Here is a 22,626-nt window from a genome sequence, read left to right as displayed (position 1 = left end):
CAGGATGCCTAAAGTCATCCCCTTACTAATCGCCTTGGCCCTCTTTCTCAGCATACCAAGCACCCTCTGGGGAGCATCGAGCCATTTGCCCTTAGAAGGCGGCATAGCTAACGAATACGACTATGAAGAATTCATCTATATCACTGGTCAGCCCATACTTATGAAAGGTAAAGTTACTGTCAACATTAGCGCCGGTCGTGGTGATAGCACTACAACACGCTTTACCTACACCCTCACAGATGTAACAGGGCAGAACAAATTAAGTCGCTCCGCCACCTATGTAGAAGAAAGCAGAACGCGAGAAGACTCTGCACAATCAGTTCACTATTCTCAACTCGATCGCATCACAGAAACAATCACCATAGACGGCGTACGCTACCAATTAGTCGATGGCCAACTTTCCAAAGCTGTTACCAAGGACAAACATCCTGTCGTCAACTACTATGGTGGTAACTGGGAAGGCCGAAAAATCTACACCGTCAACCGCGATGTTGGTCGATTGACTGTAGAAATCTCCGGCCACACCGTAGGTTATGACCACAACTGGGGTCGCTCCGAAACACAACGCATGACCCAGATCCTTCAATACACACCTGTAAACGTACCACAAAATGCTCAAAACGGTCCTTTAGCTACAGCTTGGGACGGGCAGATTGACTACGCTATCAATTTATCAACAGATCGTCACGTAAGCTATCACGGCAACGATCCTGTAAATATCAGCTTTAGTGGTGGCTACTTAATTAGCGAACAAGGGAGTTCTACCGCTTTAGCTCGCTACAACTTACCATGGGTCAGCGGCCAAGGTGCTGATAGGCAGATTACTAATGAATATCGTAACCGTAACGAACAGCAACTTTCCTTACAAACAGTACCTAAATTACACCGTCTCTACGTACCTAACTATGCCGATATTCGCGGTCACTGGTCTGAGTCGTACGTCAACCGCTTAGCCGGTATCAAAGCTTGGAATGGTTATGACGGGTACTTTGGACCAACTCAACCTATTACCAGATTAGATTTTGCTCGCGCCTTCGTTCAAGCTCTCGGCGTAGTCTCACCAGAAGGACCATCAGGCATGATCGCCTATACAGCCGGTTACCCCAACTTGCCAGCGCCAGGGGAAAAGGCCAAACCACAAAATGCCACCAGACCATCAGCCCGTGCTCCTTATGATGGTGCAACAGGTACACCAAGGCAGAGAAATGCCGCTATAGCCAACAATCCATCACCTTTTGCCGATGTTACTCCAGCTATGGAAGGCTTTGATGAAGTACGCTTAGCTCACGCGCAAAACATCATGGCTGGTGTTAGCTACACACGCTTTGACCCCTACGGCCTTATGACGCGCGAGCAAGCGGCCACCTTAATCGTCCGTGGCCTCGGCTTAGCCAACTTAGCCCCATCAGGATACACACCATCTTTCTTTTACGACGACCACCAGATTAGCAACTGGGCTCGCGATTCCATCTACGTAGCCCAAGAACTAGGCATCCTCACAGGCGACAGCTACGGCAACTTCCGTCCTCAAGAACCGCTAACTAGAGCCGAAGCGGCCGCCGTCCTAGTCCAAGCCATCGAATTCCTCCAATACGACCTAAAGCAGGACTACAGAGACAGACTCTTCAATATGTTCTAGAAAAGAGTGTAATAAAACCACAGAGAGGCAGAGTGTGAGCGCCGCTCCTCTGCCTCTGTGGTTTAACCTACCCACGGAGGTGAGCCAAGGTGTTCCATTTTATAACTAGCTATCGTAAAGCCCTGGCTTTATCGTTGGCCTTATTCTTCTTATTTGCTTTTCAACTATCCATACCTATAACAAATAAGAGCAAAACCCTTCAAAATATTGCAAATAAGGCACTTTCTGTTGCAGAAGCAACTTACACCTACAATGTGGGAACGCCTACGGTGACCGTAACAGGTCCTAATGTAGTCCGTATCGAGTGGTTCTATAGTGGCGATACTGTTCAAGAATTCAGAGTCTTGAACTTAAGAGGCGGTACAGAACAAGTTTTATTTACCCAGGCTTACACAGGAACTAATAAGAAGTATGCACGAGTTACCACTTTAGGAGACAACACTTACGACATCGCAATAGCCGCTATTTTACCTGATAACAGTCAGAAACGATCAGGTACAAAGACAGTCACTATTTCCGAACTAGCCATACCGATCAACTTTCGTGGCGAAGCACAAGGCACAAGAGAAATTCTTTGGCAGTGGGACTCTTTTGCCTACGGTGCAAGCGGCTATAAGATTTACGATCATCGCGGAGATCTAGTAGGAAGAGTAACTGACCCTAACAAAACAAGTTTTCTAGAAACAGGGCTTCAACCAGATACCTACTATACCCGTTATGTTCGAGCCTATAAAGCAGGCGTCTCTGGTAACGAATATCGTGAAAGCAACCGTTCCAACTCTGCAGAAGTTCGTACTGACTATCGTGATGAAGGTCGCAGTAGCGGAAGTACTACAGACCGTTCTCGCATCGCAGAAGCTATTGACAATGCCCTAAACCACAGCGTATCTTCTTCTGACGTCGTCGTAGTAAGACGAAGTGATGCTGATGATCGCTGGAACTTTAATATCAGAACAAATATTAATCGATACGTTGCCTTTACCTATGATGCTCTTCAAGGCTACGACGACGGTTCTGTTCGTGTAAGCACAACAGATATAGAACTGCAAATTCCTGCACGTTGGCTTCGCCGAGGTGATAGCTCTGGTGGCACTGTTGTAGCCCTGAGAGAATACATAGATAATACCTCAGCACCAGCAGGCAAAGCTCGCATAGGCACAGCTTATGAATTAGATTTGATTCGCTATTCCGATTACTCTCGTAATGGATACACCGTCAACTCTTTTTCCTCTGACGATCCTGTGCACATCACCTTTTACTACGACTACTGGCATGTCAGTAACCCTGCTTCATTAAAAATTTACAAACAAGAAGGTAATACATGGCGTGAACTACCTAGCACCGTAAACACAGCCAACCGCTCTGTCCACAGTCGTGTAACCAGTTTTGGACGTTTCGCCCTCTTTGAAACACCCACAGGTAATCCTGCTTTATACCCTGGTAGTTCTCTTACTCCTGGCTCAGGTAGTTACGGCTACCCAGGATTTGCTCCCCATACCCCTACACCAGCAGGTTATCCACCAGGCTTTGGCCCCGGCTACGGAGCCGGCTATAACGATCCTAACTATCAATACAATCCCGCTAACTATGGAAGCTATTATGGCTACCACCAGGGCTTTAGCCCAGGCGCACCACAGGCCTACTACCCTGGTGGTCCTAGCTACAGCGGCAACCCCTACGCCGGTGCGGCTCAAGCACCTTTTATCGACACCGTTGGACACTGGGCTAGACCTCAGATTGAAGCTTTAGCTTTCCGAGGTCTCGTTAACGGTACAGCACCTCGTATCTTTGAGCCAGACAAGAAGACAACAAGAGCAGAATTTATAACCCTACTCGCCAACAGCCTCAACCTTGGCGGCGGCTACTCCATGCCTGGAGCACCACCATTTAGAGACGTAAGAGCTGACGAATGGTATGCAGGACCACTACAGAGAGCCTTACAGGCAGGCATTGTCACTGAGCAAGGCCCTAACTTCCGCCCCCATGAAGCAATTACCCGTCAAGAAATGGCCGCTTGGGCAGGTCGCGCCGTCGTAGGCAGAATAAACTTTGCTAACCAAAGTAGCACCATAACTCCCGAATACCTAAACGACTGGAACCAAGTTCGCTCTGACCTAAGACCTGATATTGCCAATGCCATCCGCGCAGGCCTCATCCAAGGCCGCCCCAACAACACCTTCGATCCCCATAACCACACCACCCGAGCCGAAGCATCCGTCATCATCCTAAACTATATAGAAAAGATACGATAGAAAAAATAGACGAAAGACAACGACAGAGACAGAGGAAGAGAAGCACAGTCACTGTCGTTGTCTTTTCTTTACCTTTACCAGTACCATTAACAGTACCTTTAACTTTACATTTCCTTATACTCGTCATTGTATTGGCAAGTATTACTCAAACGTGTTAAAATACGGCTATATTTGGATGTTAATGCGCAGGAGAAGAGATACGTGGCGACAGTTGTACTATCCGGATACTATGGATATGATAACGCCGGCGATGAAGCGCTTTTAAAAGCCATGATCACTGCTTTGCGCCGCCTGCGTCCTAACCTGAAAATCATTGTGCTTTCAGGCCAACCAGCCGTGACGCGACGCGATCACGGCGTTGAGGCCGTTCACCGTTATAACCCTTTAGCAGTCTTGAAAGTCCTCCTAGAAGCCGACCTCGTCATCAGTGGAGGTGGTAGTCTACTTCAAGACGTAACAGGGCCTATGACCATACCCTATTATCTTCTCGTTGTATACCTTGCTCACCTATTAGGACGCAAGGTTATGTTCTATGCTCAGGGCATCGGACCTGTTAATGGTCAACTAGGCCAAAACCTTATTCGACATGTAGCTAACCATGTTGACCTCATCACCCTGCGTGACAAAGCCTCTGCCCAAAGATTGAGAGAAATGGGCGTACACAAACCACCAATCCACGTTACTGTCGATCCCGTTTTTGCCCTTGTTGAACTGGACAAGCAAGAGCCGCAAGGCTTGAACAATTGTTGCCCTAAGCATCATGATAATTTAATAGGACAAAACAAAGAGAATGCTACCAGTACTCTTGAAGCCGTATTCTGCCTCCGAAGATGGGACGGCATGGGCATCGAAAAAGCTTCCTTTGAACTGGCTCAGCATCTGCTCAAGCAAGGATGGACCATCACCTTCTTGCCCATGCACGCCGGAGAAGACGTAGAGCTAGGGCAAGAAATGGAACGAAAACTGAACCACCCCAGAGCCAAAGCCCTCAGCCGCGATCTGCACTTTGAACAAGCCATGACAATCATCGGAAGGTCCTCACTCTTAGTGGGCGTACGTCTGCACGCCCTTATCTTCGCCACACTAAGAGGTGTTCCCGTCATCGGAATCTCCTACGATCCCAAAGTAACAGAATTTCTCGAAGACTCCGGTCGCCCCGCCTTCGGTGCTACCGCTCCCCTCACAGGACTAGACTTAATCGAAGAAACCAACCGCATACTAAAAGAGTATGAAAAAGAAACCCATCACTTCCGTACCTGGGCACAAAAAATGAAAAGCAAAGCTGAACAAACAGCCACCCTAGCAATTAGCTTAATGGAAAAGAAAAAAACAAAAAATAAATGAATAAATACATGAAAGAAGAACACTCGAAGGAGGCCTTGCACGTCATCAATAAGGTACCTTCTATTTATATACTCGGCAGTCCTGTTCACACACTTACCCTGCAAGAATCAGTTCAACACATCAGTAAGTTGCTTGAAAGAGGAGGGCTACACCAGATCATTACTGCTAACCCCGAGATCCTCTACAGCGCCAGAAAGGACGAAGACTTACAAAAACTCATCGCAGGAGCTTCTCTTGTTACAGCTGACGGCATTGGTGTCGTCTGGGCCGCCCGTCAACAAGGGGAAAAGCTTAGAGAAAGAGTAACAGGAATCGATCTTATGGCAGAACTACTGACAGTAGCGGGAAGCAAGAACTGGTCTTGCTACTTCCTCGGTGCCGCACCAGGTGTAGCGGAAAAAGCAGGGCAAAAGATAAAAGAACTTCACCCCGGCCTGTCCATCGCAGGAACAAGACACGGTTATTTTAAAAAAGAAGAAGAACAGATCATCATAGAAGAAATTCTAGAAAAAAAACCACAACTTCTATTCGTCGGTCTCGGAGCACCGCGACAAGAAAAATGGATCAATAACCTCTTTAAGACAGTAACAGAAAAGCAAGCGAGAAACCTGCAACAAGCAGGTCACATTGCCATGGGCGTCGGTGGGAGTTTTGACGTTTTTGCCGGCACTGTAAAAAGAGCGCCCCAATGGACTCAAAAAATGCATATCGAATGGTTATACCGCCTACTCAGCCAACCGACAAGAATCAAAAGGCAAGTACGGCTACCACTTTTTGCCCTAGAAGTACTAAGACAAAAAAGATCTAACTAACGCCCAGCTAACTCCCGGCTAACTCCCAGCAAACCCTTTACCCTATCTAGACTAGACTACTTCAAGAATTTAAAAGAATCTAAGATAGATTGCTAGGGGAGACATTCTCCTATCGGAAGGTGGAACTCTATGAAGAGAACCATTCCAACACTTCGCAGTAACCATCAAGAAGGTCCTGCAACTTACCTCCCAATCTTGCTCCTCATGGTCCTATGCATGGCAGGATTACTCATATCACTACCTGCTAATTCCAATACTGCATATTCTTACGAAGCACAAATAGAACAACCTCATCAAGAAATAGAACTGCTCAGCGATAGAGCTCGAGACATAGTTGGAGCAACACCTGTTAGCCTGCCTGGTCTAATCACTGCAAAAGGACTTACAGGAGAAGGACAAATAGTTGCTCTAGCTGACAGTGGCCTTGACAGCGGTCAGCTTAGCGATCTTCATCCTGATTTTCACTCTGAAGAAGGTAAAATGCCTAAAGTCATTCAACTACAATCCTGGGCAGGAAGAGATCGAGCCGACGATACTAACGGACATGGCACTCACATGGCTGGCATCATCGCTGGAACAGGCAGTGCCTCAAAAGGACAATACAAAGGACTAGCACCTGGTGCTAGCCTTTACATACAAGGACTTCTGAATGAAGAAGGCGTACTAAGAACGCCGGCTAATCTAGAACAACTTTTTTATCCTGCCTACTCAGCAGGCGCGCGGATTCACGTCAACGGTTGGGGTGGTCGCGGTAACTACTATGGCGTCACAACAGCTCAAATAGACGATTTTATTCGACAGAACCCTGACTTTCTCGTTATTTTTGGCGCTGGTAATTCAGGACCAGAGAGAGGAACTATAACTACAGAGAGCAACAGCAAAAATGCCCTCGTCATCGGTGCTTCCCAGAGTCCTCGACCAGGCTTTGACAGTACCTTACTGCCCCTAGGTTCAGCAGTGGAACTATCTAGTCGTGGACCTACAGCAGATGGACGCATAAAACCAGAATTACTTGCTCCAGGAACTTCTATAGTTGCTCCTCGCTCTAGATACATAGAAAGTAACTTTCCAGCTCATGAAGAATACACACGCATGCAAGGCACTAGTATGGCTTCAGCTGTTGCGGGCGGTGCTGTTGCTTTGCTAAGACAATACTTAATGACAACATCTAATCAAGGACCTCAAAGCGGACCAAAGGAATCTCCTTCCTCAGCCCTTATCAAAGCCCTGCTTATTAACGGAGCTCGAACTAATGAAGCCGGACCCTCCCTAGAAGGCTTTGGCACAATCGATCTAGCCAGCACAATCTTGGCCTTACAAGATAAAAGTTTCTTCTACCGTGACGAACACAAAGGCCTACAAGAAGACGAAGAAGCTATTTATCGTTACTCTGTATATAACTCTACTGAACCACTCAAAATTACACTTGCTTGGACCGATCCTGCCGCTGAGGCAGGCACAAGTACGAGCAATACATTAGTAAACGATCTAGATCTACTCGTAATTGCCCCGGACGGTCAAGAATTTATGGGCAACCACTTTCTTGGAAGTAATGATTTTGATCGACTTAATAACGTAGAGCAAGTCTACATAGCCGAACCACAATATGGTACATATCAGATCATTGTCCGAGCTTCTACAGTAGCAGAAAAAGCATCGCAAAGTACCCAAAGTACGGGCCAAGTAGCACAGGATTATGCCCTTGTTTACGGTCAATTACCTTTACAAGGCATCGTCACAGGACAGGGAAGAGGAGCAATTCCTTCTGAAGAACCCTTTTTCTCATTGTCACAAGAAAGCCAACCAGAAGATGAAGATGAAATTTCAGCGGCCCAAAAGGAAACAATCACCTACCTGCACTTAGACAATGGAAAGAAAGTGCCCTGGAAAGCCTACCAGAGCCTTTATGTAGAAAACGAAGCGATCAAAAACCTAGAGATAGAGGGCCTTCCTTACGGAGCAGATCTCTATCAGACGAACCTCCGCACCTACCTTATCTCTCGGATCTGGCATACAGGTGCTGTCCAAGCAGTCATCGATGGAGAACAGGCCATGATTCTAGAGATGAGTTCAGCTGTCCGTGAAGGAGGTTACTACCTTTCACCACAGATAGCCTTAACAGTAAACGGAGAAAAGCAAGAAACCCTGCAGTCCCTTTTACCAGGCAGTGAAATTAGAGCCATAGTTAACCCTTCCACACAAACAATCTGGCAAGCTGACAGCACCTACATAGAAAAAGAAGGTATCGTCGAAAGAGCCAATCAAGGAGAGAATCAGCTTCGCCTGCTCCGAGACAGTACCATCTATAGAGGCAGTCCTCAACTAGCTGTCACCTTCGAAGATGCACCAGTCGGCAAAGTCTGGCGAGACATGCCTTTTCACAGTACAACTAACTTTCAAGAACTTTTACCCGGTATGGCTGTCCGTCTCGTCCAATCACCTCAGACAGGACAAATCCATCATCTAGCCATTCGTCGCCAAAGTATACAGGGCACTATTGAGAGCATCGATCCTAATAGCAAAAGACTAACTTTTGTAGAAGGTGGCGACACCTATCAACTTCTTGAAGGTAGTCAGGTACATCGAGACGATGAAGAAGCGGTAATTGAAGACCTTCAAGTTGGTGACTACATCACCGCTATGGTGTTGCCAGACAGTCAGAGCTTAGTAGACATTAGAGCCTACTCACAGATACGCTGGGGTCGCGTCGTCTATCACAACAATCAACAAAAACAGCTCTACCTAGTCAACCAACACAATCGACTAGAGCAGTACACATTAGCACCAGATTTGCAAGTATATCGCTGGGGCATGCCTGCCGACTTGGTTACAGTACCACTAGGCACTTGGACTTGGCTTACTCTTAACTCCACAGGCCAACAAGTCAAACGCATAGATAGCATAGAAGTAGCTGAAGAAAGAGAAGAGATCTTTGCTAACTATCGAAGCAGTGATCACAGTCTAATTACTTTAAGTGGCAGATCCTATCAGTTAAGCCCACGAACAGTCATTCTAAAAAACGGCTACCTCATAGAACCAACTGATCTAGTAGTAGGAGAAACAATAGAACTAACTACTCTCATGGCACCACCGCCTACAGAAGAAATTGTCGCCATGGTACAAGGCAAAAGCAGAGAAGCTTTCACAGCACCTTACCTGCAAATCCAATCCTTCTTTCAGCTCCAGAATCGACTCTTTGTAACAGGCCAAACTTCAGCAACAAAGCTATATGCCTATTACCAGAGCGGCACAGTACGGGAAAAAGTAACAGTAGACAGTCAGGGCAGATTTGTCTGGTATTTTGACTATCCAGCAGGAGAAAAGGAGATCCAACTAGTAGCCATGGCGGCAACAGGTGCTATAACGGGACAAAAAGTATCCATACCAACTACCCAAGCATCGACACTACAAGACATAAAAGGACACTGGGCTGAAGAAAGCCTGCAAAGACTTTCCCTCAAAGGCATCATCACAGGAAACGAAGACCGCTATTTTCGTCCAGATGAGGCCATCAACCGCCTTGAATTTGCTTTACTCCTATCAAGAGCCCTAGGTTGGCCGCAGGAAGAAGAAGTCTCTGCAATCTTAGCTACAATAGAAGATCATGATGCTATCCCGTTGTGGGCTCAACATGCTGTTGCTCAGAGTTGGCAAAGGGAAATTTTTCATAATAGCGAACACAACTTCTTTTTTCCACAACAAGAAGTACAGCAGGGAGAAGGCTGGTCTATTCTTTCTAGACTTCCTAATCAACCATTTCCGTTTCCTGAAAAGTGGGGAGAAGAAGGCTATCGTCCTTTTGAACCACTTACAAGAGCGCAAAGTATTATTCTCATAGAACAACTGCTTCACCATCTTGCAGAACAAGATATCAAAGTAGATTGAAAGAGCAATAAGATAAAGCTAAAGCTAAAGCATAAATTCCTAAAGAATACAAAGTTCAGCTAAAGAAACTTAAGAAGAAAAAGAAGAAGGTAGTGGACAGGAGTTACAAGACTCCGTTCACTACCTTCTTCTTTTCTACTGTAACATATCCTTAAAGTATACCCGTATACCCTAGAGCTTTACCTAGCAACTGTTAACCAGAAGACAATAACATGACTAGAAGACTCTTTCTCCCATGTCTCCAACTGCTTCTCTAAGGAGTTAAGCTGACCATCAATATGACGTCGCTTTGCAAGATCACTCGTGCTATCTCGCTGAGCCATTAATTGACGACGCTGTTCTACCATTTCATTAAATCTTTCCGTTATATTCTGGCTTTCTACTTTGCGCTCTAGAACATTACCTACGCCTTGTGCTTGCTGAGCGTAATAATCAGAAGCACCTACAGCACCGTAGAAACGTAAGATCTCCACAACATTTCCCTGATCATCTCGCGTAGACACTTTATGAACAGCGTTACCAGCCTGGTTTGCCAAGGCGATTACATCAGCTTGTGCGGCCTCTAGATTATCAACAGCTATCTTAAAGAGCGTACTCGTAATAACCCGTTCCTTGCTCAAAAAGACTTTACTATCATCAACAGCCGCCATTTGTACAGCATCTCGACCTGAACTAGTATCTCGCGCCCTCTGTTCTACAGGAGCTGTACCAGTAGAGCCTGTAGAACCAGCCGCACCATTACCTTCTATAGATCCTATGTCATCAGAACTAGCTATAGATGAAGACTCATCACCAGCGCCATTAGAATTGAATGTCGCTCCCTCAGAGCCTAACAATCTATCGTCCGAAGCAGAACTAGCAAGACCCTGCTGAGAAAAATCCTCTTGGGCCAGAAGCTCTAGACCTGCTCTATTATCTAGACCAGCACCTTGAGAAGAAGAGCCTTGCTCAGCCATCTGATTAGTTCCATCTACACCGCTTTGCTGAACAGTCAAGCCCATTGCACCAGCGGCTACCACAAAAAGTGCCGCCGCCGCCGCTACATAGCGTCGAGAGCTATAGCTCCAAGTACTCCACAATGAGCGCTTTGAAGTAGAGGTGGTAGGCTCAGATAGTGGCAACCTCTCCATGACAGACTGTACAAAACCCTCTGGGGCTTTCGTAGGATAAGAGTCACCTACATCACGGAGACTCTCCATAACCATTCTTAACAGATCTAACTCCTCGCGACAGTAAGAACAGTCTGCCAGGTGTTGCTCAATGGCCATAGCTTCATTCTCGCTCACGTATTCATCTATATAAAGAGACAAAAGCTCTTTAACTTCCTGGCAGTTCATCATATTCCTTCACCTCCCTGTCGCGTAGACTTAGACTTCTTATGAGTAAGACCCATGCCCGTCGATGGAGCAAGGGACAATAACTTTTCCTTTAAAGCGTTACGAGCCCGATTGATGCGAGACTTTACCGTTCCTAAAGTACAGTCAAGCATCTCTGCTACTTCTTCATAAGAATAACCTTGCATTTCCCGTAAGACGATGACAGCCCGATGCTCCGGTTTCAACTCCAACAAAGCCTGGCGAATCCGGTCGCTTGTCTCTCGCCGCTCCACAAACTCTTCTGGCCCTTCACTCGTAGCCGCTAACTCCCTCTGCACTTCACCATCGCTTGTATGCATGGGCTCATCGAGAGAAACAACAGTAGCACGCTTATTCTTTCTCTGCATATTAATCCACGTATTAACAGTAATGCGATGAATCCAAGTGCCAAAGTCAGCATCTTGTCGAAAGGAAGCCAGAGAAGAGTAGGCGCGGATAAAAGCTTCCTGCGCCAGATCTTGTGCATCATCAGGATTGCCAGCCATACGATAACTGAGCGCATAGACGCGATCTTGATACATAGTAACGAGCTTCTCGAAAGCTTGTCGATCGCCTTTCTGGGCCTGTTGCACTAGAAGTCTCATATTGTCCAACTTTACGACGCTCCTTCCGGACAAGTCAATAACGAGCCCGGTTATGTAATTAGACAAAGAACAAGAAGAAAAAGTTCCTTTTGCCCCATTAGATAAACTAAAAAAATATTTTTCACAGTTTTTCTAAAACGACCCCAACATTCATGCATAAAAAAGCGAAATATCTTAGTGTAAACAGAATAACACAAAAAACACCCTACGGGGGAGGTGGTCAGCCACTAAACTGGCTGTCTGTACATCAAAAGTTTTATAGCAAGACTCGCACCAAGGTTTCAAGCTTCCAAAGTACCACTATTAAAAGAAACATACTTCAGGAGGGACAAGACTTGTTTAAGAAAAACAAAAAGTCTATCGCTTTATTAGTCACGCTGATGTTCGTACTCAGCATGATTTTACCGATGGGCGCATTTGCAAGCACTTTCTCAGTACCACAAGTTGGTGTAGCCGCACCAGGTGGAACTTTTGATTCTCGTGTAATTGTAGAAGTTCCAGAATTTGCAGCAGCCGATGGTGACCATGCCTTTATTCTTAGACTTCCTAATAACAGCACTGTAGCTGAAGTTGCTTACAATGTAACTGGTTCTTTCAAAAATGCAGCAGTTACCCAAAACAGTGATACAGAATACAGATTTGTAGTTTCACTTGAATCTGAAAACGCAAAAGGCCGTCTCGTCATTGATCTAGATGAAGTAACTGTTCCTTCAGGTCTCACAGGAGACTTCAAGATTAACTTTGAAGCACCTGCAAACTCCATCTTCAAAAACGCATCTGTTACCATCGCTACTGTTGGAGCAGGAACAGTAACTGCAACAATTGACGATGTAAATAACTTTGGTTCTTCTGGTACTGTAATTGAACCAATCCGCATCAAAGAAGACCGCCCTGGTGCATTCAAATCTGGTAACGATAGCATCAAGCTGAAGCTTCCCCAAGGTTTTACCTGGGTAGCACCTGCTGAAAACACAGTAATCGCTCCAGAATGGGGTAACGTAGAAGCTTACTACGGTAGAGTTTCTGATGCGGGACGTACTCTAGAAGTTAAAGTAGCTGAAAGAACTGGTGCTGGAACAGAAGCAGATCCTTATGTATACAGCACTGGAAACAACAGAGGTCAATCCACTCAAGCTTCTTACATTGTTCTCTCTAATCTAGAAGTTGAAGTAGATGAGTCTTTAGCCAAAAAAGGTGACGTTGCTGTTACTTTAAGTGGTAAAAGCTCTGTTACACCATCATCTCTAGTTGTTGGCTTCTATGGTGACTATGGCGTGAATGTTGATAGCTTTGGAGAAGTTCCAACTTTAACAGCTGGCCGTAGTGGCGAAGAAATCGGTAAAATTGTTATCGAAGAAACTCTTGCCGGTAGCATGCCTAGAGGTCGTACCATCACATTAACTCTTCCTGAAAACACCAAGTGGGCTCATAACAGAGCAGAAGGTGCTAACAATGCCTTGACACAAGCACCTGTAATTGATAGCAGTGAGTCCAACAACACTGATGGTCTATTTGTAACTCCATCCTTTGGCGACGGTATCTGGGCTCCTGTAGACACCGAGCGTCGCACCATTCGTGCAACTATCAATACTCCATCTGAAGATGCAGCTAAAGTTGTCTTCGAAAAAGGTGAAATCTTAATTGCTCCTAACTTCAGAGGTGACCTAATCGTTGAAGTTGCTGGTACAGCAGGTGTATCTGGTAAGCTTCTACTTGGTAAAGTAGCGGCACCTATAACTGCAGAAGTAGCCAATGTTAACGAAGTTAAAATTGGTCTTGCTAACCAACCAGCTTCTGATATCGTGATTACAGAGTCTGCTCAAGAATCTATCATGTCCCGCGCTGGTCATAACCAAATCGCTATCGAACTTCCTTTAGGTGTTGACTTCACTTCCACTCCAAAGTTTGAAGTTGTAGAAGGTGACCTTGTACTAGAGCCTGGTAGTGCAACAACTACAACTATTAACAACAGAAGAGTTGCTATCGTTAACACTCGTGCAACTAGTACTGTTCCTTCTACAATTAAAGTAAGCGGAATTAACCTCACTGTAGACCGCACAGTTCCAGAAGGTAACGTTGAAGTTTCCATCAGAGGCAACGCTCTCACTGAGATTCCTGCTGGCGTCTTCACAAGCTCCACAGCAGCAAGAGCTGTAATTGCTAAAGTAAGCACACCAGCTCCTGGCGACGTGAAGCGCACTGCTTCCTTCACAGTTAACGACACCACTTACTATGTAAACGGTGTTGCCAAGACTATGGACGCCGCTCCATACATCAAGAACGACCGCACTTACATGCCTGTTCGTTACGTTGCTGACGCTCTAGGTATTGCAGAATCCAACATCATCTGGGATGGCGCTAACCAAACAGCTACCCTAATTCAAGGTTCTACAGTAGTTCAAGTTACTGTTGGTTCTAACGTACTAACTGTCAACGGCGCTACTATCACTATGGATGTTGCTCCTGAAATCGCAGAACCAGGTCGCGTTATGTTGCCACTTCGTCACATTGCTGAGCGCTTCGGTGCTGTAGCAACTTGGGATGCCGCAACTCAAACTGCTAACCTGAACTAAATTTCAAAGCAACACTCTCACAGAACCGAAATAGCTTCAATTAGATACCAAGTCTATGCCGGGGGAGCAATCCCTCGGCTTTTTTCTCATCTTTCATTTATGTAGAAAGACAAGATAAAAGTCAGATTCCCATAAGAATAGCTACTTGAGAAGCTGTACATAGTCTTTGCCATTGACGACATCATTAGCATTAGGTACACTAAAAGCAAATACATAACAAAGGAGGACTCCGCCGTGAAGCATATACTACGCAAAGCCGCTTCTATTATACTAACAGGAGCATTGTTGGCGGTTTCCGCAACACCACTTTTAGCAAGTGACCATATAGAGCAAGGATTAAGTCTAGATGAAGCAAAAGCTATGGCTCTTCGCAACAGCAAATCCTATCAGCAAGCGAAGTACGATATTGACAGAGCCTGGGTAATTCGTGACGATGCCAAAGACAACATGTCTTTTGAACCGCAAATGCCCAATGATCCCTTCATTGCCGCATCTTTCACTAATTTGTTAACAGCCGATATGCGCTGGCAGATGAGTAAAAAAGAGCTTCAATCTGTAGAAGATGCCATAGAAGTAGAAACAGTAAACTTATATATGTCAGTATTACAAGCAGAAAAAGCCGTAAAAACAGCTCAGAAGAGTTTTGAAGCGGCAGATTGGCGTATGCGAGCAACTAGGGCAGGTTATCAAGTAGGAACTGTAAGCAAAAGCAATCTAGTAAGTGCAGAAGCTACAGTCGCAGAAGCTAGGGCAGGTCTAGAATCAGCCAGGCAAAACCTTACAAATGCCTATGAGAAGTTCAATACTCATCTAGGTATTAACCAACATAATCGTCCTAACTTAACGTACAAACCTCAGTTTGAACCAATAAGATCAGACAACGTAGACCATGAAGTTGCTAAAGCACTAGCTACTAGCCCAGCTCTTATTCAAGCCCAGTATCAACATGACATCTTAAAAGCAACACGAAATGCCGCTAGGCCTTTTAACACAGGGCAGATCGATATTAACAAAGCTAATTTAGCTATCGGCCAAGTGCGTGAAGGTACTGATAAAGCAGTTCGTAACCTTTTCTACAACATTAAGGCCTTAGAAGAGCAATACACAGGACTTACCGAAGCATTACGCAGAGCCGAAGAAGAATTACGTGTAGCTCAAGTGATGTATGAAGTAGGCATGATTACCAGAACGGACTTCGTTTCAGCGGAAGCAGTAGCCTTAAGAGCAGAGAAAAACTTGTTTGACTTACTTTGCAATCACGAAACCTTAAAAAAACAGTTTCAAAAGCCTTGGGCATCAAGAGTAGGTGCATAAGCATATAAAAGCCTTATCCTTAATAAAAGGGTAAGGCTTTTTCTATTTATCCAATGGCACATATATGCGTTCCGTATAAAAAAGTTAAAATTATTTTAAAAAGTTTTTGTACAGGTGGAACTTTTTGCGAACTTGTAATGTCTAAAGTAACGAATGCAATATGAAGCATTGCCAAATCAGCTAAAGGAGGGATGCTGCCACTCTTGGTAGTCTCACTTTAGGAAATAGTACTTAATCAAAAATTATTAGGAGGGAATTATTTTGTTCAGAAAGAACAAAAAGTCCATCGCACTGATGGTCACGCTGATGTTTGTACTCAGCATGATTCTGCCGATGGCCGCATTTGCAAGTGTAAAGTACACTGCAACAGTAACAGGTGAAACAGCGCCAAATGGTGAATTTAATGCTCGTGTAGTTATTGAAATTTCTGAGAACTCCATAAAAGCACAAGATAACACATTGCTAATTAGATTTCCAGCCAACACTCGCTTTGCAGATGGTGGCGGAGTAGATGTTACTGATGTTGTATACGATGAAGGTTCTGGTAACGAATACACATTCGGTACAGAAGATAGCACTACAGCTGTAGTTCAACAATACACTTTGTCCACAGATAATGACCCAGCGACAAACGCTGACAAAGTACGTCTTATTGTAGACATTGATGGTGCTATTGTTCCATCTGGACATTCTGGAGATTTCAAAGTAACTTTTGAAGCTCCAGGAAACTCAGTATTTAGCAACGCTGCTGTAACCATTGCAACAGTGGGTGAAGGTACTGTTAATATTACAATCGATGATGTACTGAACTTCAGTTCATCTGGAATCGATGCAATTGAACCAATCCGCTTAAAAGAAGACCGTCCTGGTGCATTTAAAGCGGCATCTGATTCCGTTAAATTTAAGCTACCTCAAGGCTTTACTTGGGTTATCCATGGAGAACTAGATGACGAAGAAGCTCCAGAAGCAACAACCTTAGTGACAAACTGGGGAAGCGATAACTTTATTGAGGATGAAGTTTTTGGCTTAAGCGACAATGAACGTACGTTAGAACTTCGACTTGGAAGAACGACGGAAGCCGCGTACCTAACCCTTTCTAACCTTGGAATTGCTGTTGATGAGTCTATTGCAAGAAAAGGTGACGTAGCAGTTACTATCTCTGGCAAAAGCTCTACAACTCCATCTACATTAGTTGTTGGTCGTTATGGTGACTTCGAAGCTAAAGTAACAGCATTCGGTGACACACCTACATTACTTGCTGGTAGAGCGGATGAAGAAATCGGTAAGTTCGTAATCGAGGAACTCTTACCCGATACTTTAGTTGTTGGTAGAAGCATCACTTTTGCATTGCCTGAAAACACACGCTGGAGTCGTACAGAAACAGTAGATGAAGACGGTAATGTGACTGAGACAAGATATGCATTCCCACAAGAAGACGCTCCAAACTCAGACCGTAATGGATTATATTTTGACAATGCTCGTATTGTTGACAGTGTTGAAAGACGAATTGTCAGATTCAATGTAACTGAAAATTCAGTACGCAACCCTGGAAAATTCGTTTTTGAACAAGGTGAAATTGAAATTGCCCCTAACTTTAGAGGTGATTTGGTACTAGAAGTAGGCGGTAACGCTGGTGTTTCTGGTAAGATCGTAGTTGGTAAAGTTGTTCCTCCAGTGTACATGAGTGCAGATAGCGTACCTGAAGTAAAAATCGGTTTAGGTGCACAAGAAGTATCTGACCTCATCATCACTGAAAGTATGACAGAAGCATTAATGTCTAAGCCAGGTAACAGAGCACTTCGAATCTATGCTCCTAATGGTGTAAGCTTTGCAAGCACACCTAAGTTTGAAGTCATCGAGGGAGATCTCGTATTAGAACAAGACTCTGTAACAACTGATTGGGCGCAACATGGTCGTGAGCATTTTGTAGCTATTAATGTCAAAGCAACAAGCACGACTCCTTCCAAAATTAAAGTTTCTAACGTTAAACTAAATATTGACCGTACTGTTCCTGAAGGAGATCTAGAAATTGCTATTAAGAGCAATAATTCTGCTACCAGCGAAGTATCCTTCCCATCTTCCACAGTAGCAAAAGTTGCAGCTGCTAAAGTTGTTACTCCTGCTCCTGGTGAAATGAAGCGCTCCGCTGAGTTCAAAGTTAACGAAACTACTTACTTCGTAAACGGTGTAGAGAAGACTATGGACGTAGCTCCTTACATCAAAGACGGACGTACCTTCTTACCTGTTCGTTACGTTGCTGAAGCTCTTGGAATTGCTAACCAGAACATCGTCTGGGATGGCGCTAACAGCACTGTAACTCTCATCCAAGGTGCTACAGTTGTTCAAGTAACAATCGGTTCCAACGTTATGACTGTAAATGGCGCTGCTATCACTATGGATGTTGCTCCTGAAGTTGTAGATCCAGGCCGTGTAATGCTTCCTTTACGCTTTATCGCTGAGCGTTTTGGTGCAGTACCTGGTTGGGATGCTGCTACTCAAACTGTAACAATCAACATGGAGATTGCTGACTAATTTATAGTAAGTGATTTTCTAAAGAGCCCGAGGCCTATGCTTCGGGCTCTTTCATTTTTTTAATGTATTTTAATGAACCTGCGATAAAAAATCTTATGCATAAAAGGTAAAACAGCAGGAAATTTCCTTATTAATGTAGTAAATGTCATATTGATAAATCGTATCCATATTTGTAAGGAGGAATTTGAAGGTGTCTGTCCCAAATAATAATGACACAAGCTCATCTATTAGTGATACAAGTAAAAAGCAAAAGCAAGTTCTTCTCACCGCAGTCCTTGCAACTTCTTTGCTTATCGGTGGTGTAACTTTCCCCGCAGTATCATATGGTGCAACTACATGCGATCTCGGCAACATCTATGCCAAATGCCAACTAGAGCAGGGTGTACAGAACAAAGTAACCTTGCAATTTCCCAACAATACATATGATCAATCCATTCGTTTGCAACTTGAACGAGTTGAAAGCAGTCGACTAACAGCAGTTGATGCTTATCACGTAACTAGAGCAGTAGAAGTCAGAATGACCAATAGAAGTGGCCAAACCGTCAATGCCCTTTCTAAATCCATGAGACTTAAATTTGACATCGACGAAATAGACTTTCGCCGTGCCAGCGACCTTAACACCAATCTTCCAATAACTCGCTTTCGCATAGGCTATTGGGACGAATCAGAGAAAAACTGGACCATAATTCCCTCAACCGTCTTCTGGAACGGCCAAAACGGCTCTGTAGAAGCAGAAACTAATCGCGGTGCTGGTCGCTATGCCCTGCTTTGGTCGAAAGAAGCAAGTCCACAACTTAGTCAGCAAGCAACAGATCAGATCCGCTTGATGGTTAACTACGCAGTTGTTAATCCAGAAAGAGCTCCATTTGTTAAAGATGAAAGAACCTTAGTGCCTTTACGTATTATCAGCACAAGCCTAGGTGCTCGAGTTAACTGGAACAGCCAAGAGCAAAAAATCGACATCGTTAGAGGAAGAGACACGGTTAACATGTGGATCGGAAAAAGTGATGTTGTGAAAAACGGTCAACCTCTGGCTCTAGAAAGTGCACAAACAGCAGTACCAGAAATAGTAGGAGATACAACCTTCGTACCACTACGACTAGTTGCCGATGCACTAGGAGTAAAAGTAGACTGGGATGCACTGACTCGGACTGTACATGTATTAGAGTAAAGAATTTTATTAATGTAAAAACCATCTCCAGCAATTTCTTTGCCAGAGATGGTTTTTACTGTTTATTGTAATAACTAAACTAATATTCTAATCTAATGCTACTATAATAGGTTAAACCTCCTACCACAAGATCCCAAGATTCCCTCTGAAAAACCTTCTTAAGTAGCAGGAAAAAGCTTAGTAACTACAGAAGAAAAGAATATCGAAATATAGCAAAAAACCACCAACCTTATGTAAACAGAGAAAGCAAAAATATGGAACAAAGAATAACAGCAAATACAAAGTAAGAAGAGGGTATGTAAAATTGCAAGATCAATTTCTCTATAACTTTACCAGTCGCTTCGTCGGCATCAGTGCTTTGGCACTCATCGGTTTTGCCCCCTTTTATCGCGGACTTTTTTTTGAACAAGAGATGGGTATTCATCATTACCTTACAGCAACAGCGGCTCTAATTACAGCAAGTCTTCTTATACTTGCCTATTTAAGTCAGGACAGTAACAAAAGTGGTAAAAAAAGTGATAGAAAAAACACATCCAAAGCTACCATCCCTGATGTAACTGGAAGCACACCTTACCAACAGCATTTGAGATCACTTTTTCTATCACCTTACTTTTGGGCTTTAACAGTTCTTACGACACTTTACGGCCTTTCTTTTTTTGGAGCTATCAATCAGCGTGAAGCCATTTTCACATGGTTAAGGCATCTTGACTACCTATTAGTATTTATCCTCCTCTATTTTGCGGCCGGTCTCTGGAAAGAAAGATCCACCGCGCATATACAAAAGGAGAAAGAATCTAACCCTTCCTTCCCAGTAGCGACTTCAACGATGCTTCAAGAATCTTTCATCTACTGGTTCATGATAGCCCTCTCCGTTGCTGGTACTGTAGTCTCTGTGCTTGGCATCATGGCCTTTCAAGGTATTATAGAATTACAAGGTGGCATTCTTGGCCGGAGAATTAGCTCTACTTTACAATATCCTAACACATTAGCTATTTACGTGAGTGCGACGCTGATGCTTTCTCTTTATCTTTCCCTGCAAGGTCGTCGTCTTATCGAAACTATTTTATTTCCAGCCTTTTCAATCATCATGCTCTTGGCGATTATTGGCAGTCAGAGCCGTGGCGCTTGGCTTGTCTTACCTGTTGTCCTTATACTTTTTAGCATCGGTCAAGCCAGACCCCTGAAAGCAAGTCTTTTTACAATAGGAACTATCTTAGTATCAGCAATCCTAAGTATTCAAACTGTAACACCAGAACTATTGAAAACCCAACCGAACTGGACGGCTTTTACCATTACGGTGGTCATTCCTTTACTCTGGGGAGCTCTTTGGACGGCTCTACAGTATCAACTTGAGAAAAGAAGTACAGACAATAACTCTCTGGAAAAGGTAACAGAAAAAAATCCCTTAATAAAATGGCTTATCCCAGGTAGTGTCACAGCCATAGTAGCTATCTTAGCAATTATCCTGTTAGTCTCTCCCTTTAGCAACAGCAATCAGGAAGTCATAGAGACAGATGGTACAGCAGTAACAGAAAAATCAAGCTTTTTTGAAGCCTTTGAACCCCTAACCAAAAGGATAAAAAACATCAGCATGGATGAGCGGAATCTACAGTATCGTTTCCTCTTTTCTAACGATGCCAAAGAAATGGCCCTTGACAAACCATTGCTTGGCTGGGGAGGCGGTGGCTGGCAGAGTGGCTATTTTGCCTATCAATCTTTCCGCTATCACACTACAGAAGTGCACAACCACTTCTACCAGGTCTGGGTAGAAACAGGAACAATAGGTCTAATTGCCTTCCTAACTCCCTTTGTCGCTACAACTATCGCTATGGGAACACTATTTATCAATAAGAGAAGCAGAAAAGAAAAAGCTCTTGCTTGGACCATAGGTACAGCCATTATCACCATCGCCATACACTCTACCATGGACTTTAACCTATCCCTCAGCGCTGTTGCGCTTTTTCTCTGGGCATTACTAGCCCTCTTTGCTCACCTAGAAGCACAATTAGGAATTGGAATAACAGCCTTCTTATCAAAAAGCATCCCTATAGCTCAGACTGCAAATCAAGCAACAGAGAGAAGTGGCTTAAGCTTACCAATAACGGCCACAACGACAGCACTTCTATCTCTAGTAGCCATAAGCTTAACTATTCTGACCATGAACATTAGAGGTGGCGAAGCTAGTGCCCTTCGATATAACGAAGCTATTAATGAGGGACAGGCTAATATAGCTCTAGCCCATATACAAGAAGCTAGTCGGAGTGATCCTTGGAAAGCAGATTACTACAGCGTTCAAAGTGCAATTTTGCTATCTAGTATAGGAGCTAACGAAGACCCAGAAATTCAACAATCACTGCTTCAAGAAAGCATTCGCCTTAATGAAAAAGCAGTCCAACGAGATAGCTACAATGCAGAACGGCGCATTCGCTTAGCTAGCTCATACATTGGCGCTAAGCGCTTTGAAGAAGCACAACAAGAAATAGAAAGAGCCATAGAACTTGCCCCCTGGCATATAAGCACCTATGAAAATGCAACAGCCCTATATGTAGATTTAGCAATCAAAATAGCACAAGCGAAGCAAAAAAGCTCCCCAAATTCTCAGAATGAACAGGCAATCTATCAAGACTCTCTTAACAGAATTTTAGCTATCACTGCAGAAATTCCCACCAAAGTAGAAACCATCCCTGAAGATATCCGAGATCTTCGCCGCAAAAACTACGACTTAAGAATTACTCACTCAATTTCTTACAGAGCAGGTCAAGCCTCCTTCTTGCTTGGTGACCTAGAAGAAGCAAAAAAACACCTCGAAAATGCCGCTAAAATCAAAGATGAAAACCAAAAAGCATTAGCGCAAGTTTGGCTAGGAGCAACTAACCAACAACTAGGTAACTCAAAAGGTAGATCCATGATGAATAATGCCAGCAAGAAGTCGGATGAAGCCAAAAGAGCTTACAATTTATTGAAAGAACTGGGATATTAGGATCAACTAATGTTAAATAAATAGAATTAATAATAAATGAATGTTGAAAAAAGCCTTCATTTGACAATAGATTATTGTCAAGTGAAAGGCTTTTTTCCTTATTTTTAAATAAAATAAAAATCCAAATGTTCATATGACAGCATTCGACAAAAAATTTAATCTGT

12 protein-coding genes are annotated in these 22,626 nt (G+C 44.0%); 10 read left to right on the top strand and 2 right to left on the bottom strand.

Annotated elements, in window-relative coordinates:
• Nucleotides 1-4 precede the first annotated feature (4 nt).
• From F9B85_RS04000 to F9B85_RS03980, 5 genes are all read left to right on the top strand, one after another.
• Nucleotides 5-1,639 carry an S-layer homology domain-containing protein gene (locus tag F9B85_RS04000; protein ID WP_151618769.1) on the top strand — a complete coding sequence of 545 codons (1,635 nt, stop codon included), beginning with the start codon at nt 5-7 and terminating at the stop codon, nt 1,637-1,639.
• 89 nt (nt 1,640-1,728) lie between these two features.
• On the top strand, nt 1,729-3,891 hold the full coding sequence (locus tag F9B85_RS03995; protein ID WP_151618767.1) for an S-layer homology domain-containing protein: 2,163 nt from the start codon (nt 1,729-1,731) through the stop codon (nt 3,889-3,891).
• Nucleotides 3,892-4,092: 201 nt separating this feature from the next.
• A complete protein-coding gene (gene csaB / locus F9B85_RS03990; protein ID WP_170270160.1) occupies nt 4,093-5,235 on the top strand; it encodes a polysaccharide pyruvyl transferase CsaB in 1,143 nt (380 codons plus the stop codon).
• Between the two features lie 35 nt (nt 5,236-5,270).
• On the top strand, nt 5,271-6,047 hold the full coding sequence (locus F9B85_RS03985) for a WecB/TagA/CpsF family glycosyltransferase (RefSeq protein ID WP_243138054.1): 777 nt from the start codon (nt 5,271-5,273) through the stop codon (nt 6,045-6,047).
• A gap of 129 nt (nt 6,048-6,176) precedes the next feature.
• Nucleotides 6,177-9,932: a S8 family serine peptidase gene (locus F9B85_RS03980; RefSeq protein WP_151618763.1), complete on the top strand. Its 3,756-nt coding sequence runs from the start codon at nt 6,177-6,179 to the stop codon at nt 9,930-9,932.
• 179 nt (nt 9,933-10,111) lie between these two features.
• Here the strand turns inward: F9B85_RS03980 and F9B85_RS03975 are convergent, their stop codons facing one another.
• Nucleotides 10,112-11,272, bottom strand: coding sequence for a zf-HC2 domain-containing protein (locus F9B85_RS03975; protein WP_151618761.1), 1,161 nt, complete (start codon nt 11,270-11,272; stop codon nt 10,112-10,114).
• Nucleotides 11,269-11,892 carry a sigma-70 family RNA polymerase sigma factor gene (locus F9B85_RS03970; protein ID WP_151619090.1) on the bottom strand — a complete coding sequence of 208 codons (624 nt, stop codon included), beginning with the start codon at nt 11,890-11,892 and terminating at the stop codon, nt 11,269-11,271. Before F9B85_RS03970 ends, F9B85_RS03975 begins: the two co-directional genes overlap by 4 nt.
• A 335-nt stretch (nt 11,893-12,227) precedes the next feature.
• Between F9B85_RS03970 and F9B85_RS03965 the strand changes: the two genes are divergently transcribed.
• The 5 genes from F9B85_RS03965 to F9B85_RS03945 all read left to right on the top strand — a co-directional run bounded on the left by F9B85_RS03965 (nt 12,228) and on the right by F9B85_RS03945 (nt 22,462).
• A complete protein-coding gene (locus F9B85_RS03965) occupies nt 12,228-14,465 on the top strand; it encodes a copper amine oxidase N-terminal domain-containing protein (RefSeq protein WP_170270157.1) in 2,238 nt (745 codons plus the stop codon).
• A 234-nt stretch (nt 14,466-14,699) separates the two neighbouring features.
• Nucleotides 14,700-15,779, top strand: coding sequence for a TolC family protein (locus F9B85_RS03960; RefSeq protein ID WP_151618757.1), 1,080 nt, complete (start codon nt 14,700-14,702; stop codon nt 15,777-15,779).
• A gap of 261 nt (nt 15,780-16,040) precedes the next feature.
• The gene (locus F9B85_RS03955) at nt 16,041-18,311 is read left to right on the top strand and encodes a copper amine oxidase N-terminal domain-containing protein (protein ID WP_151618755.1); all 2,271 of its coding nucleotides are present in this window, start codon (nt 16,041-16,043) and stop codon (nt 18,309-18,311) included.
• A gap of 190 nt (nt 18,312-18,501) precedes the next feature.
• Nucleotides 18,502-19,482, top strand: coding sequence for a stalk domain-containing protein (locus F9B85_RS03950; RefSeq protein WP_151618753.1), 981 nt, complete (start codon nt 18,502-18,504; stop codon nt 19,480-19,482).
• A 304-nt stretch (nt 19,483-19,786) separates the two neighbouring features.
• On the top strand, nt 19,787-22,462 hold the full coding sequence (locus F9B85_RS03945) for an O-antigen ligase family protein (protein WP_151618751.1): 2,676 nt from the start codon (nt 19,787-19,789) through the stop codon (nt 22,460-22,462).
• Nucleotides 22,463-22,626: the final 164 nt, after the last annotated feature.

The organism is Heliorestis acidaminivorans, from assembly GCF_008933955.1.
In the GTDB taxonomy this organism is placed as follows: domain Bacteria; phylum Bacillota; class Desulfitobacteriia; order Heliobacteriales; family Heliobacteriaceae; genus Heliorestis; species Heliorestis acidaminivorans.
Note: the sequence above shows the minus strand (reverse complement) of the source record. Positions and strands in the feature narration are given on the sequence as shown.